The organism is Streptomyces sp. bgisy130, assembly GCF_057708345.1.
In genome coordinates, this window is the sequence record NZ_JBYISA010000008.1 from 24,597 (window position 1) to 38,663 (window position 14,067).

A 14,067-nucleotide genomic window follows, 5' to 3' on the forward strand; every position below is an offset into this window, starting at 1 on the left:
CGTCCCGCCACCCGATACGCTCGGGCGCGTGCAGAAGAACATTCCCGACCCCGGTTTCGGCGACGACGACGGCTCCGCCGACCCGGCCCTGACCGCGGCCCTGGCGGCCTACGACCGGGACCGGAGCGCCGAGCCCGAGCTGCTGTCGGCGCTGGCCGGCGCACGCGTCCTGGTGCCCGTGGTGGCCGTCCTCGGTGAGGTCGAGACCGGACCCGACGGCCTGCGCCGGGAGAAGACCAGCGATATGGCCGTCCCCACCCTCCAGGCCCCGGACGGCCGCCGCGCCCTCCCCGCCTTCACCTCCATGGAGACTCTCCAGCGCTGGCGCCCCGACGCCCGCCCGGTCGCGGTCCCGCTGCCGCAGGCGCTGCTCGCCGCCTCCCACGAGCAGGCCGACACCGTGGTCGTCGACCTGGCAGGACCGGTCACCTACCAGCTCACCGGCCCCGCCCTGCGCGCGCTCGCCGAGGGCCGCACCAGCGCCGACCCGCTCGCGGACCCGGCCGTCACCGACGCCCTGCGCACCCTCCTCGACGCCGAGCCCGGGGTGCTCGTCGCCCACCTCCTGCCCTCCGCCGAAACCGACGCCACCCTCGCCCTCGGCCTGGCGCCCGACGCCCCGGCCGCGGAGGTCGCCCAGCGGCTGGCGCAGGCCCTGGCCACCGACGAGGTGCTGCGCGCCCGGCTCGTCCGGGGCCTGGATCTGGCCCTGCTGCCGCCCGGCGGCGCGACGGCCGGGGACCCGTTCCACCGGCGCTGACACCCACGGCCGGGGCCCGGGGCCACCGGCCGGGCCCCCGGCCGCCAACGGGCGGGTTCGTCTCCAGGGCCGCACAATGCGAGGAGAGCTCAAGATCCACGCGAGGAGAGCCCCCATGGAGAAAACGGAGATCTCGTCGGTATTGACCCGCACGGTCGTATCCGAGTTCCTCGGCACCCTGCTCCTGGTGTTCTTCGCCGTCGGCTCGGCAGTGCTGGCGGGCGAGTACATCGGCACCTTCGGCATCGCCCTGGCCTTCGGCTTCACCATGGTGGCGCTGGCCTACGCCCTCGGCCCGATCTCGGGCTGCCACTTCAACCCCGCGGTGACCCTGGGCATGCTGCTGGCCCGCCGGATCACCCTGCGGACGGCCACCGAGTACTGGATCGCCCAGGTGGTCGGCGCCATCGCCGGCGCGGCCCTGCTCTTCCTGGTCGCCAAGCAGATCCCGGGCCTCCAGACCAGTGGGTCCTTCGGCACCAACGGCTGGGGCGACCGCTCGGCGGTCCACCTCAACCTCGGCGGTGCCTTCGTCGCCGAGATACTGATGACCTTCCTGCTGGTCTACGTGTGGCTCTCGGTCACCCACAAGGTGGCCGTGATCGGCTTCAACGGCATGGCCATCGGCCTGGCCCTGGCCGCCGTCCACTTCATCGGCGTCCCGCTGGACGGCACCTCCGTGAACCCGGCGCGCTCCATCGGCCCGGCGCTGTTCGCGGGCGGCGCGGCCATCACCCAGCTGTGGCTGTTCATCGTCGCGCCCCTGATCGGCGCCGCCGTCGCGGCGGTGGTCCACCAGATCACCCATCCGCCGCACGAGCCGGTCCTCGTCGCCGACGAGCCGATGCCCTACGAGCCCGCAGATGACGGGCCCTGAGGCGCAGAGCCCGCACCGCACGCACGACGGGCCCCGGCCGCATCCCGGCCGGGGCCCGTCGTCCCGTGTGTGCGGCGCTCCGCCGCCCGGCTCAGCCGTAAACGGGGCCGGTGTACTTCTCCCCGGGGCCCTGGCCCGGCTCGTCCGGCACGACCGACGCCTCGCGGAAGGCCAGCTGGAGCGACTTCAGACCGTCGCGCAGCGGGGCCGCGTGGTACGAGCCGATCTCGGTGGCGCTGGCGGTGACCAGCCCGGCCAGCGCCTGGATGAGCTTGCGCGCCTCGTCGAGGTCCTTGTGCGCCGCGCCCTCCTCGGCGAGCCCGAGGTTGACCGCCGCCGAACTCATCAGATGCACCGCGACCGTGGTGATCACCTCGACCGCCGGGACCTCCGCGATATCACGGGTCATGGCGTCGAAGTCGGGATTCGCCGCGTGCGCTGCGTCGGGCTGCTGCGGGGTCTGGTCACTCATGTCTTCGGGCTTCTTCCTGCTGAGGGGACGCCTCCAGCCTATGGGCAGCCCGCCCGGACCCCGCGTCCGGGAGCGTTGTCCCGGTCCCGGAGCGGGTCCGCGCCCGCACAGAAGTGGGTGCCACCCCTTGACTCGTGTATTCTGGTGTTCCGACCGGCCGGACACGCATGTGACCGGCCCACAAGTGGAGGCTCCGATCTCCCACCCGACCGACCTCACGGTTGGCGGGTCAACGGTCCGGCTGCGCCCCGCGGAGACTTCGCGGCGGTGCTCCAGATCTATGTGGAGCCCCGCCTGTGTCCCGTCCGGGGCATTTTTCATGTACCGCTCGGTTGGTCACACCGAAAAGACGTTACGCGGCAGTCCGCCAGGCCGTCGCGTGGTGCTACCGAGGAGGATCCATCAGCGCCGAGCCCCGCATCAACGACCGGATTCGCGTTCCCGAAGTGCGACTTGTCGGTCCCAGCGGCGAGCAGGTCGGGATTGTTCCGCTTGCCAAGGCCCTTGAGCTTGCTCAGGAGTACGACCTCGACCTGGTCGAGGTGGCGGCGAACGCTCGCCCGCCCGTCTGCAAGCTCATGGACTACGGGAAGTTCAAGTACGAGTCGGCCATGAAGGCCCGTGAGGCGCGCAAGAACCAGGCGCACACGGTCATCAAGGAGATGAAGCTCCGGCCGAAGATCGACCCGCACGACTATGACACCAAGAAGGGTCACGTCGTCCGGTTCCTCAAGCAGGGTGACAAGGTCAAGATCACGATCATGTTCCGTGGTCGCGAGCAGTCCCGCCCCGAGCTGGGCTTCCGGCTGTTGCAGCGGCTCGCGTCCGACGTGGAGGACCTCGGCTTCATCGAGTCGAATCCGAAGCAGGACGGCCGAAACATGATCATGGTTCTCGGTCCGCACAAGAAGAAGACCGAGGCGATGGCCGAGGCCCGTGAGGCGCAGGCCGCCCGCAAGGCGGAGCGCCAGGGTGGAGCTTCTGCGGAGGAGCCCGCCGAGGAGCCCACCGGGGCGTGACCCCGAGGCGTCGGCCCCGGTTCGCGCCGGGGCGCCCCGCCCCGGACATCAATCGATATACATGACGCTCCCGCTCGCCGGTCCGTGCCTGCGGGAGCGCCAATGACGAGGAGAGAACGGCGCATGCCGAAGAACAAGACGCACAGCGGTGCCAGCAAGCGCTTCAAGGTCACCGGTTCCGGCAAGGTGCTGCGTGAGCGCGCCGGCAAGCGCCACCTGCTCGAGCACAAGTCGTCCCGCGTGACGCGTCGCCTTTCCGGCAACGCCGAGATGGCCCCGGGCGACGCCGCGAAGATCAAGAAGCTTCTCGGCAAGTGAGCCGACGCGCCCCGCTGACCGGGGGCGCGCGACTCGGACCGGGACCCAATCGATTCGGGCCGTTGTGACGACAACCACGGCCCCGCTACAAGGAGTTAACAAGTGGCACGCGTCAAGCGGGCAGTCAACGCCCACAAGAAGCGCCGGGCGATCCTCGAGCAGGCCAGCGGCTACCGTGGCCAGCGCTCCCGCCTGTACCGCAAGGCGAAGGAGCAGGTCACCCACTCCCTCGTCTACAACTACAACGACCGCAAGAAGCGCAAGGGCGACTTCCGTCAGCTGTGGATCCAGCGCATCAACGCCGCTGCCCGCGCCAACGGCATGACCTACAACCGCTTCATCCAGGGTCTGAAGGCCGCCAACATCGAGGTGGACCGCAAGATCCTGGCCGACCTCGCGGTCAACGACGCCAACGCGTTCGCCGCGCTCGTCGAGGCCTCGCAGAAGGCGCTTCCGAGCGACGTCAACGCCCCGAAGGCTGCCTGAACTTCAGCCTGACGAAGCGATGACGGACCCGCAGGCCCCGGCCTGCGGGTCCGCCGCTTTTCCGGACCCGGCCCGGTCCACGGACCGGGACCCCCACGCACCGCACAACAGAAGCGAGCCGCCGCCCATGGGCACCCCCGAGCTGATCTCCCCGCGTTCCCCGCGTGTCACCGCCGCCCGGCGGCTGGCCCGCCGCGCCTTCCGCGGCAAGGAGCGCCGGTTCATCGCAGAGGGCCCGCAGGCCGTACGGGAGGCCATCGCGCACCGCACCGGCGGTACGCCCACGCTCATCGAGCTGTTCGCCACCGTCGAGGCCGCCGAGCGGCACACCGAGATCATCGAGGCGGCCCACGCGGCCGGGGTGCGGGTCCACCTCGCCGACGACAAGACCGTCGCCGACATCTCCCAGACCGTCACCCCCCAGGGTCTGCTCGGCGTCTGCGAGTTCCTCGACTCGCCCTTCGAGGAGATCCTCGCCGCCCGCCCGCAGCTGGTCGCGGTGCTCGCCAACGTCCGTGACCCCGGCAACGCCGGCACGGTGCTGCGCTGCGCGGACGCCGCCGGCGCCGACGCGGTCGTGCTGACCGACGCCTCCGTGGACCTGTACAACCCCAAGTCCGTACGGGCCTCGGTCGGTTCGCTCTTCCACCTGCCGGTCGCGGTGGGTGTCCCGGTCGAGCGGGTGGTCAGCGGACTGCGCTCGGCCGGCGTACGGATCCTCGCCGCCGACGGTGCGGGCGACCGCGACCTGGACGCCGAACTGGACACCGGCTCCATGGGCGGGCCCACCGCCTGGGTCTTCGGCAACGAGGCCTGGGGACTGCCGGAGGAGACCCGGGCGCTGGCCGACGCCGTCGTGCGGGTCCCGATCCACGGCAAGGCCGAGAGCCTCAACCTCGCGACGGCCGCCGCGGTCTGTCTCTACGCCTCCGCCCGCGCCCAGCGCAGCCCCGGCGGCTGCCGCGCGGTGTCACCCGCCTGAGGGGTGTCCCCCCGATCTTCGGGGCACTTCCGGTGCGAGCTAGTAGGCTTGCGTGCTCGGAGGCCCGGAAGGGGGTAACGGGGATGAGTGTGAGGACTTCCGGCATCACGGTCACCGCTGACGGCCGCCGGTCCGAGGGGCTCGTGGGCGACCGCTCGCCCGCTCCGGCCGGAGAGCCAAAGGCCCTGGGGACCGGCCTCGGAGTGGACCCCGACGATCTGCCCGACGGCCTGGTCGTCGCCGACGAGACCGGCCGGGTGATCTGCTTCAACGCCGCCGCGGCCAGGATCACCGACATCGCCCCCGAGGACGCGGTCGGCCGCCCCCTCGAACACGCCCTGCCGCTCCAGGACATCGAGGGCCGCCGCTGGTGGCGGCTCACCGACCCCTACGGCGGGCTCGCCATCCGCCGCGGCCAGCCCGAGCGCAATCTGCTGCTAGGCGGCCGTGAGGTGCTGGTCTCCGCCCGTTATGTCCGTAGCCGCCCCACTGGGCCCGTCCAGCGGCTGGTGATCGCGCTGCGCGGCACCGAGGCCCGGCGGCGTACGGAGCTCAGCCATGCCGAGCTGATCGCCACCGTCGCCCATGAACTGCGCTCGCCGCTGACCTCCGTCAAGGGCTTCACCGCCACCCTCCTCCAGAAGTGGGAACGCTTCACCGACGACCAGAAGCGGCTGATGCTGGAGACGGTGGACGCCGACGCCAACCGCGTCACCCGGCTGATCGCCGAGCTGCTGGACATCTCCCGGATCGATTCGGGGCGGCTGGAGGTGCGCCGCCAGCGGGTCGACATGAGCGCCGCGGTCCGTCGGCACGTCCAGGCGCAGACCACCGCAGGCCAGCGCCCGGACCGCTTCCTGATCCGGATGCTGGAACCGCTGCCCGATCTGTGGGCAGACCCGGACAAGGTCGACCAGGTCCTGGGCAACCTGCTGGAAAATGCGGTGCGCCACGGCGAGGGAACCGTCACCATCGAGGTCGGACCGGTATCGGACGAGACCAGCACGGAGGGGACGAGCGTCACCGTGAGCGACGAGGGCCCCGGCATCCCGGAGGAATCGATGAGCCGCGTGTTCACCCGCTTCTGGCGGGGCAGCAAGCGCGGCGGCACCGGCCTGGGCCTCTACATCGTCAAGGGCATCGTCGAGGCCCACGGCGGGACGATCACGGTCGGCCGGGCACCGGCCGGCGGCGCGCAGTTCCGATTTAGCCTGCCCGTCGCGACCCCGGCCTTCATGGCCTGATAACTAGGAGAAGCCGCGAAGCGTCGTACGAAGGGCGGTGGTGGGCGACGGGTGGGAGGGCGCCCCGCGGGGGCGCGGACCGGCCGCGCGGCCCGTCCCCCTTAGACTTGACCTTTGGCACCTTTGGCGCACAGGCATCGCGGGCACAGCGCGGGCTCGGCATCCGACCTTTGTGATCGAGGAGCCGAGGCGACGCGAGCCAAGCCAAGCCAGTCCACCGGAAGCACGGGAAGAGATGTCCGCACCCAATAAGTCGTACGACCCTGTCGAGGTCGAAGCCCTGAAACCGGAAGAGATCGCCGCACGGCTGGACGAGGCGCTGGCCGCCATCGCCGCCGCGGACGGTCTGGAGGCGCTGCGTGAGGTGAAGGTCGCGCACACCGGCGACCGCTCGCCGCTCGCGCTCGCCAACCGTGAGATCGGCGCCCTGCCCCCGCACGCCAAGGCGGACGCCGGCAAGCGCGTCGGCCAGGCCCGTGGCCGGGTGAACCAGGCGCTCAAGGCCCGCCAGGAGGAGCTGGAGGCGGAGCGCGACGCCCGCGTGCTGGTCGAGGAGGCGGTGGATGTCACGCTGCCCTACGACCGCACCCCGGCCGGCGCCCGGCACCCGCTCACCACCTTCATGGAGCGGGTCGCGGACGTCTTCGTGGCCATGGGCTACGAGGTCGCCGAGGGCCCCGAGGTCGAGGCGGAGTGGTTCAACTTCGACGCCCTCAACTTCGTGCCCGACCACCCGGCGCGCCAGATGCAGGACACCTTCTTCGTGCAGGGCAACGGCACCGAGGGCGATGAGTCCGGTGTCGTGCTGCGTACCCACACCTCGCCGGTGCAGGCCCGTACGCTCGTCGACCGCGAGCCGCCCGTGTACGTCGTCTGCCCGGGGCGGGTCTACCGCACCGACGAGCTGGACGCCACGCACTCCCCGGTCTTCCACCAGATCGAGCTGCTCGCCGTCGACGAGGGCCTGACCATGGCCGACCTCAAGGGCACCCTCGACCACATGGTCCGGGCGCTCTTCGGTCCGGACATGAAGACCCGGCTGCGGCCGAACTACTTCCCGTTCACCGAGCCGTCCGCCGAGATGGACATGGTCTGCTACGTCTGCCGTGGCGCGTCCGTGGGCAACCCCGACCGGCCCTGCCGTACGTGCTCCAGCGAGGGCTGGATCGAGCTCGGTGGCTGCGGCATGGTCAACCCCAAGGTGCTCATCGCCTGCGGCGTCGACCCCGAGAAGTACAGCGGCTTCGCCTTCGGGTTCGGCATCGACCGGATGCTGATGTTCCGGCACAACGTGGAAGACATGCGTGACATGTTCGAAGGCGACGTCCGGTTCACCCGGCCGTTCGGGATGGAGATCTGATGCGGGTCCCGCTTTCTTGGCTGCGGGAGTACGTCGACCTGCCGGCGACGGAGACCGGCCGTGACGTACAGGCCAAGCTCATTGCCGTCGGCCTGGAGGTCGAGACCGTCGAGCGCCTCGGCGAGGGGCTCAAGGGCCCGCTGGTCGTCGGCCAGGTGCTGACCATCGAGGAGCTGGAGGGCTTCAAGAAGCCGATCCGCTTCTGCACGGTGGACGTGGGCCAGGCCAACGGCACCGGCGAGCCGCAGGAAATCGTCTGTGGCGCGCGGAACTTCTCCGTCGGCGACAAGGTCGTGGTCGTGCTTCCCGGCGCCGTGCTGCCCGGCGACTTCAAGATCGCCGCGCGCAAGACGTACGGCAAGAAGTCGCACGGCATGATCTGCTCCGGCGACGAGCTGGGCATGGGCGACGACGGTACGCACGGCATCATCGTGCTGCCGCCCGAGTACGAGGTCGGCACCGACGCCATCGAGCTGCTGGAGCTCGTCGACGAGGTGCTGGACATCGCCGTCACCCCGGACCGCGGCTACTGCCTGTCGATGCGTGGTGTCGCCCGCGAGACCGCCACCGCCTACGGGCTGCCGCTGCGCGACCCGGCGCTGCTGGACGTGCCGCCGCCGAACTCCACCGGCTACCCCGTCCAGGTCTCCGACCCGCTGGGCTGCGACCGCTTCACCGCCCGTACGGTCAGCGGTCTCGACCCCGAGGCGCGCTCCCCGCTCTGGCTCCAGCGCCGTCTTCAGAAGGCCGGGATGCGCCCGGTCTCGCTGGCCGTCGACATCACCAACTACGTGATGCTGGAGCTCGGCCAGCCGCTGCACGCCTACGACCGCACCAGCGTGGACGGCCCGATCGGCGTCCGCCGGGCGAGCGCGGGAGAGAAGCTGACCACCCTGGACGGCACCAAGCGGGTGCTGGACGCCGCGGATCTGGTCATCACCGACAACCGCGGCCCGATCGGCCTCGCGGGCGTGATGGGCGGCGCCCACACCGAGATCGCGGCCCCGGCCGCGGACGCCGGGACCGGCGAGGTGCGCGGCACCACCGACGTCGTGATCGAGGCCGCGCACTTCGACGCGCTCTCCATCGCCCGTACGGCCCGCCGGCACAAGCTGTCCTCGGAGGCCGCCAAGCGCTTCGAGCGCGGGGTGGACCCGGAGGCCGCGTCCGCCGCGGCGCAGCGGACCGTCGACCTGCTGGTGCTGCTCGCCGGCGGCACCGCCGGGGAGGGCGTCACCGAGGTCGTCACGCCCTCCGGGCCGCGCACGATCACCCTCTCCGCCGGCCACCCGGACAAGGTCGCCGGTGTCGACTACGGCCGGGAGACCGTCGTCCGCCGCCTCCAGCAGGTCGGCTGTGACGTCTACGGGCAGGACGAGCTGGTCGTGACCGTGCCGTCCTGGCGGCCGGACCTCAGCGAGCCCAACGACCTGGCCGAAGAGGTCATCCGGCTGGAGGGCTACGAGAACCTGCCCTCCACCCTCCCGAAGCCGCCCGCCGGCCGGGGGCTGACCGAGCGTCAGCGCCTGCACCGCCGGGTCGGCCGGGCGCTGGCCGGTGCGGGCTATGTCGAGGCGCTGAACTACCCGTTCACCGGCTCGCACGTCCTCGACCAGCTGGGCATCGAGCCGGACGACCCGCGCCGCGCGGCGGTCACCCTCGTCAACCCGCTCTCCGACGAGGAGCCCGACCTCCGTACGACGCTGATCCCGGGCCTGCTGAACGCACTGCGCCGCAACTACGGGCGCGGCACCCACGACCTGGCGCTCTTCGAGACCGGACCGGTCTTCCGGGCGACCGGCGACGAGCAGCCGGCCAGCCGGCTGGTCGTCGACCGCCGGCCGACCGACGACGAGATCGCCTCGCTGGACGCCTCGCTCCCGCAGCAGCCGCGGCGCGCCGCCGTGGTGCTCGCCGGGGGCCGCGAGCAGGACGGCTGGTGGGGCGCCGCACGCCCCGCGATCTGGGCGGACGCCATCGAGGCGGGCCGTACGGTCGCACGGGAGGCGGGTGTGGAGCTGATCGTCCGGCAGGACCAGCACGCGCCGTTCCACCCGGGCCGCTGTGCGGCGCTGCTCGCCCTCGTCGACGGCGAGGAGATCCTCGTCGGCAACGCCGGTGAGCTGCACCCCCGCGTCATCAAGACGCTGGCCCTGCCGGAGCGCACCTGCGCGATGGAGATCGACCTGGACCGCCTGGAGCGGGCCGGTACCGGCCCGCTGCGCGCCCCGAAGATCTCGGCCTTCCCGGTCGCGACCCAGGACGTCGCCCTCGTGGTCGACGCCGCTGTCCCGACGGCGGAGGTCGAGGGCGCGCTGCGCGGCGGTGCGGGTGAACTGCTGGAGTCGCTGCGGCTGTTCGACGTCTTCACCGGCGAGCAGATCGGCGCGGGCAAGAAGTCGCTGGCGTACGCCCTGCGCTTCCGCGCCGCCGACCGGACGCTGACCGCCGAGGAGGCCTCGGCCGCCCGTGACGCGGCGGTCGCGGCGGCCGTGGAGCGGACGGGAGCGGTGCTGCGCGGCTGAGCGTGGCCCGCGGCGCCGCGACGGCGTGCTCAACGGGGTGAGGGCGTGGACGGGAGGAACCGTCCGCGCCCTCACCCCTTTTCGGCGTGCGGCGGACGGGTGCCGCGGGGGCGGTGGGACGGCCGGTGCGGTGAGGGAGACGATCGGATCCGTACACAGTCACTCCATCGGGTGACGGTGTACGGATCGTCGTCGGACGGACACGGAACGTCGCGAGAATCGACGGGTCGGCAGGGCCCGTGTGACCACGGCAGCGGGCCGGACCGACCCGCTCAGCACCTGGGGGACCACCGGCGAGCGTGCGTGCCGGACCCTGCGAGCCCGCCATGATCCGAACGACGCGCCCTAGGGGGACCATCGGCATGATCCGACACCGGGCGAGGCCGGGCACGCGCGCCGGGGCGGCAAGCGCCCGGCGCGCCTTGGTTTTCGTCCTGCCCGGCCTCTGGGTCCTCGGCGTGGTGGCCTGGGAGCTGAGCCACCCCACCAGCGGCCGGCTGCTGCAACTCCTCGCCGCCGCACCGGCGATCGCCTGCGCGGGCACCGGCCGCCGCCAGTGCGTGCTGCTCGGCGGAGTGTGCGCGCTGCTCGCGCTGCTGCCGTTCGGTGAGGTGGAGCCCGGGGCCGGGTGGGGCACCCGCCTGATGACCTGTGCCGCGGTCCTCGCGGTGATCGGTGCCAGCTATCTGACCGCCGGGCGGCGGCTGCGGCTGGTACGGGAGCTGGAGCGGACCCGGGAGGTCGCTGCCACCGCGCAGCGGGTGCTGCTGCGGCCGTTACCGCGGCGGATCGACGGAGTGCTGCTGGCGGCCGACCATCTCTCCGCGAGCGAAGGGGCCGTGGTCGGCGGGGATCTGTACGAGGTCGTGGGGACCCGGCACGGGGTCCGGGTGGTGATCGGGGATGTGCGCGGGCACGGGCTGGACGCCATGGGCACGGTCGCGGCGATGCTCGGCAGCTTCCGCGAAGTGGCGCACGGCGAGCCCGAACTGGGGGATGTGCTGCGCCGGTTGGAGCGTTCGCACCAGCGGCATCTGTGGGAGCGGGCGCGCCCCGGCCGGGCGGCGGCCGGTGGCGAGCCGGGCGGCCCGCTCGCCGAGGAGTTCGTGACGCTGCTGCTCGTGGAGGTGGCCCCGGACGGATCCGTCACGGCGCTCAACTGCGGGCACCCGTGGCCCTATCGCATCGCCCGCCGGGCGGTCGCGCCGGTCGCCCCGGCCGATCCGATGCCGCCGCTGGGCCTGTTCCCGTTGCCGGCGGAGCTGTCCGCGGTGTGCTGTGGGCAGCTGCGGCCCGGGGAGGGGCTGTTTCTGCACACCGACGGGGCGGCCGACGCGCGGGACGCGGCGGGGGAGTTCTTTCCGCTGACCCAGGAGCTGCGCAGCAGTGTCGAGGCGGCCGCGGCCCCGGGCGGGCCCTCGCCCGCGGGGGTGGTCGGGAAGGTGCGCGAGGCGCTGCTGCGGCATGCGGGCGGACGGCTGACGGACGATGTGGCGCTGCTGATGCTGAGCAACGACCGGGTGCGGATTCCGGCGCAGTCGAGGCGGGGCCGGCGGCCCGCCGGGCCCGGGCGGGTGGAGGCGGGACGGGCCGAGTAGCCGGGGCCGCTTTTCCCGTACGGCCGGGGACCCATGGCCGGCACGCCCCTTCACACCCCGTGTGAAGGGGCGTTCACTACGCTCAACTGACGGAGTGGTCCTGTCGACAAGGCCATGAGCCGGCGGCCCGCGGACGGGCCCGGCTCACCGGGAGGCCGGTATGGAGCCCAACACCCTGCTGGACGCGATGCTCGACGAGTCCGGGATCTCGCACGCGGGACTCGCCGCGCGGATCAACCGGCTCGGCCGGCGCCGCGGCCTGGCGCTGCGGTACGAACACACCGCGGTGGCCCGGTGGTTGAAGGGCCAGCGGCCGCGGGGACAGGTACCCGATCTGATCTGCGAGATCCTGGGGGAACGACTGCACCGGCCGGTCGGGCTCGCCGACATCGGCTTCAGCGGTCCGGGGGCCCGGCGGGCCGCCGACACCCCGCTCTCCGGCTTCGTCGAGCGCGCCACCGCGCTGTGGCGGTCCGACGAGCAGCAGCGGCCGCACATCCTCGACGCACCGGCGCTCACCGGCACCTCGGCGGTCATCCCCGTATGGGAGTGGGAGAACCCGCCCGAGGACTCCGATGTCTCGCGCGACGGGCTGACCCGGGTCGGCATGGCGGACATCGAGATGCTGCGCACCGCGCGGACGCACTACGAGACGATGTACCGGAAGGCGGGTGGTATCGCGACCAGAGCACGCATCGTGGGATTCCTCAACGCCGAGGCGGCGCCGCTGCTGCGGGGCAGCTACAGCGATGCGACGGGGCGGCAGCTCCACCGGGCGACCGGCGGACTGGTCGCGGTCGCCGGCATCTGCGCGTACGACTCGGACGCTCTCGGGCTGGCCCAGCGCTACTTCCATCAGGCGCTCCGGCTGGCCAAGGCCAGCGGGGACCGCGGCCTCGGCGCGTATGTCATCGCGCTGCTGGTCAACCAGTCCCTCTTCGTACGGGAATACCGTCAGGCGGTCGCCTTCGCGGAGGCGGCGCTGCGGGCCGCGGGTCCGCAGATCACCCCGGCGCTCTCCGCGGACCTCTACGCGATGCAGGCCAAGTCCTACGCCCGGCTCGGCGACGGCGCCGGCGCGCTGTCCTGCATCCGGCGTGCGGAGGCGGCCGCGGAGCGTATCCGGCCCGGTCTCGAACCGGCGGAGACCGGCTATGTCCAGCCCGGCCTGGTGAACGTACAGGTGGCGGAGGCGCTGCTCAGCCTGGGCGACTTACGGTCCGCCCGGGAACAGGCGGACGCCGCCGTCGACACCCCCGCACACGACCGCGGCCGGGTCCACCGGCTGGCCATGCTCACCCATATCGAGCTGCGTCAAGGCGATGCGGACCGGGCCGTGGCCAATGCCGCGGAGATGACGGAGCAGGCCCGCGGCATGGAGTCGCAACGGCTGCGGGACCGGCTGCGGGCGGTGCGCGAACATCTGGCGGAGACCGGGAGCTCCGCGACGGACGAGGCTGCCGATCTCATCGACGAGGTGCTGCGCGTTCCGCTGTAGGGCGTAAGACACGCCCCTGACCGGGCTCGTGTCACCTTGCCGGCCCTACAGCGGAAGGTGGCAGTTACGTGCGTTGGAACAATCTCAGCGAGAAGCCCGTCTATGCGAATCCGTGGTTCCGGGTCAATCTGGCCGATGTGGAGCTGCCCGACGGCCGGCATCTGGATCACTATCTGATCCGGATGCGCCCGGTCGCGGTGGCCACCGTGGTCAATGAGGCCAACGAGGCGCTGCTGCTGTGGCGCCACCGCTTCATCACCGACACCTGGGGCTGGGAGCTGGCCGCGGGCGTCGTCGAGGACGGTGAGGATCCCGCGGCGGCGGCCGCCCGCGAGATGGCGGAGGAGACCGGGTGGCGCCCCGGGCCCCTCCACCATCTGCTCACGGTGGAGCCGTCCAACGGCCTCACCGACGCGCGGCATCACATCTACTGGTCCGAGGAGGGCGAGTACACCGGCCCGCCGCAGGACGGTTTCGAGTCCGAGCGGCGGGAGTGGGTGCCGCTGAAGCTGGTGCCCGACATGGTGGCGCGGGGGGAGGTGCCGGCCGCCAACATGGCCGCCGCGCTGCTGATGCTGCATCACCTCCGGCTGGGCTGACCGGTACCGGCCGGTGACCGTGGCCGGCGGTCATCGGCCGAGGGCCTGCCACACCGCCACCACCAGCGCCGCGAGCCCCGTGAGCGCGGCGAGGGACGGCAGCGGCCAGCGGGTGCTCTCCAGCCGTGTGACGCGGGCCTGGAGGTCCTCCGCGTCCCGCTCGTACTGCGCGGAGCGCTGGGCGAGCAGCGCGAGGTGGCCGTCGACGCGGGCGGTGCGGACGTCGAGCTGACGCCGCAGCTCGGCTAAGTCGGCGGTTACCAGGTCGGGTTCGGGGTGGGCGGTCACGGTCCGCTCCTCATTCCTTCGGTCGGCTGCTTCGGGATCCG

At 72.3% G+C, this 14,067-nt stretch carries 14 protein-coding genes; 12 read left to right on the top strand and 2 right to left on the bottom strand.

What is annotated here, in order from left to right; all coding sequences use genetic code 11:
* The first annotated feature begins 28 nt into the window (after window positions 1-28).
* Window positions 29-760, top strand: coding sequence for an SseB family protein (locus AC3EUV_RS13195; RefSeq protein WP_435602962.1), 732 nt, complete (start codon window positions 29-31; stop codon window positions 758-760).
* A 115-nt stretch (window positions 761-875) separates the two neighbouring features.
* Window positions 876-1,637, top strand: a complete 762-nt coding sequence (locus AC3EUV_RS13200; protein WP_435602963.1) for an MIP family channel protein — start codon at window positions 876-878, stop codon at window positions 1,635-1,637.
* A gap of 91 nt (window positions 1,638-1,728) precedes the next feature.
* Here AC3EUV_RS13200 and AC3EUV_RS13205 read toward each other — a convergent pair whose 3' ends face one another.
* Window positions 1,729-2,109 (bottom strand): DUF1844 domain-containing protein, encoded by a 381-nt coding sequence (locus AC3EUV_RS13205; RefSeq protein WP_085925912.1) that lies wholly within the window; start codon window positions 2,107-2,109, stop codon window positions 1,729-1,731.
* A 332-nt stretch (window positions 2,110-2,441) separates the two neighbouring features.
* Between AC3EUV_RS13205 and infC the strand changes: the two genes are divergently transcribed.
* The 10 genes from infC (at window position 2,442) to AC3EUV_RS13255 (ending at window position 13,738) form a co-directional block, all read left to right on the top strand.
* A complete protein-coding gene (gene infC / locus AC3EUV_RS13210) occupies window positions 2,442-3,128 on the top strand; it encodes a translation initiation factor IF-3 (RefSeq protein ID WP_432144325.1) in 687 nt (228 codons plus the stop codon).
* 123 nt (window positions 3,129-3,251) lie between these two features.
* Window positions 3,252-3,446, top strand: a complete 195-nt coding sequence (gene rpmI, locus AC3EUV_RS13215; protein WP_085925914.1) for a 50S ribosomal protein L35 — start codon at window positions 3,252-3,254, stop codon at window positions 3,444-3,446.
* A gap of 102 nt (window positions 3,447-3,548) precedes the next feature.
* Complete coding sequence (gene rplT, locus AC3EUV_RS13220; protein ID WP_018087732.1) at window positions 3,549-3,932, top strand: 50S ribosomal protein L20; 384 nt, start codon at window positions 3,549-3,551, stop codon at window positions 3,930-3,932.
* A gap of 127 nt (window positions 3,933-4,059) precedes the next feature.
* A complete protein-coding gene (locus AC3EUV_RS13225) occupies window positions 4,060-4,914 on the top strand; it encodes a TrmH family RNA methyltransferase (RefSeq protein WP_432144241.1) in 855 nt (284 codons plus the stop codon).
* An 83-nt stretch (window positions 4,915-4,997) separates the two neighbouring features.
* The gene (locus AC3EUV_RS13230; RefSeq protein WP_435602964.1) at window positions 4,998-6,158 is read left to right on the top strand and encodes a sensor histidine kinase; all 1,161 of its coding nucleotides are present in this window, start codon (window positions 4,998-5,000) and stop codon (window positions 6,156-6,158) included.
* A 235-nt stretch (window positions 6,159-6,393) separates the two neighbouring features.
* The gene (pheS, locus tag AC3EUV_RS13235; RefSeq protein WP_435602965.1) at window positions 6,394-7,518 is read left to right on the top strand and encodes a phenylalanine--tRNA ligase subunit alpha; all 1,125 of its coding nucleotides are present in this window, start codon (window positions 6,394-6,396) and stop codon (window positions 7,516-7,518) included.
* A complete protein-coding gene (gene pheT / locus AC3EUV_RS13240; RefSeq protein ID WP_435602966.1) occupies window positions 7,518-10,043 on the top strand; it encodes a phenylalanine--tRNA ligase subunit beta in 2,526 nt (841 codons plus the stop codon). Before pheS ends, pheT begins: the two co-directional genes overlap by 1 nt.
* Before the next feature lie 362 nt (window positions 10,044-10,405).
* A complete protein-coding gene (locus tag AC3EUV_RS13245; RefSeq protein WP_435602967.1) occupies window positions 10,406-11,641 on the top strand; it encodes a PP2C family protein-serine/threonine phosphatase in 1,236 nt (411 codons plus the stop codon).
* A 160-nt stretch (window positions 11,642-11,801) separates the two neighbouring features.
* Complete coding sequence (locus AC3EUV_RS13250) at window positions 11,802-13,139, top strand: NsdA family TPR-like regulatory protein (protein WP_435602968.1); 1,338 nt, start codon at window positions 11,802-11,804, stop codon at window positions 13,137-13,139.
* Window positions 13,140-13,207: 68 nt separating this feature from the next.
* Entirely contained in the window at window positions 13,208-13,738 is a 531-nt protein-coding gene (locus AC3EUV_RS13255) for an NUDIX domain-containing protein (protein WP_432144247.1), read from the top strand.
* Window positions 13,739-13,768: 30 nt separating this feature from the next.
* On the opposite strand, the gene AC3EUV_RS13260 is transcribed toward AC3EUV_RS13255, so the two are convergent.
* Window positions 13,769-14,026, bottom strand: coding sequence for a hypothetical protein (locus tag AC3EUV_RS13260; RefSeq protein WP_168478294.1), 258 nt, complete (start codon window positions 14,024-14,026; stop codon window positions 13,769-13,771).
* Window positions 14,027-14,067: the final 41 nt, after the last annotated feature.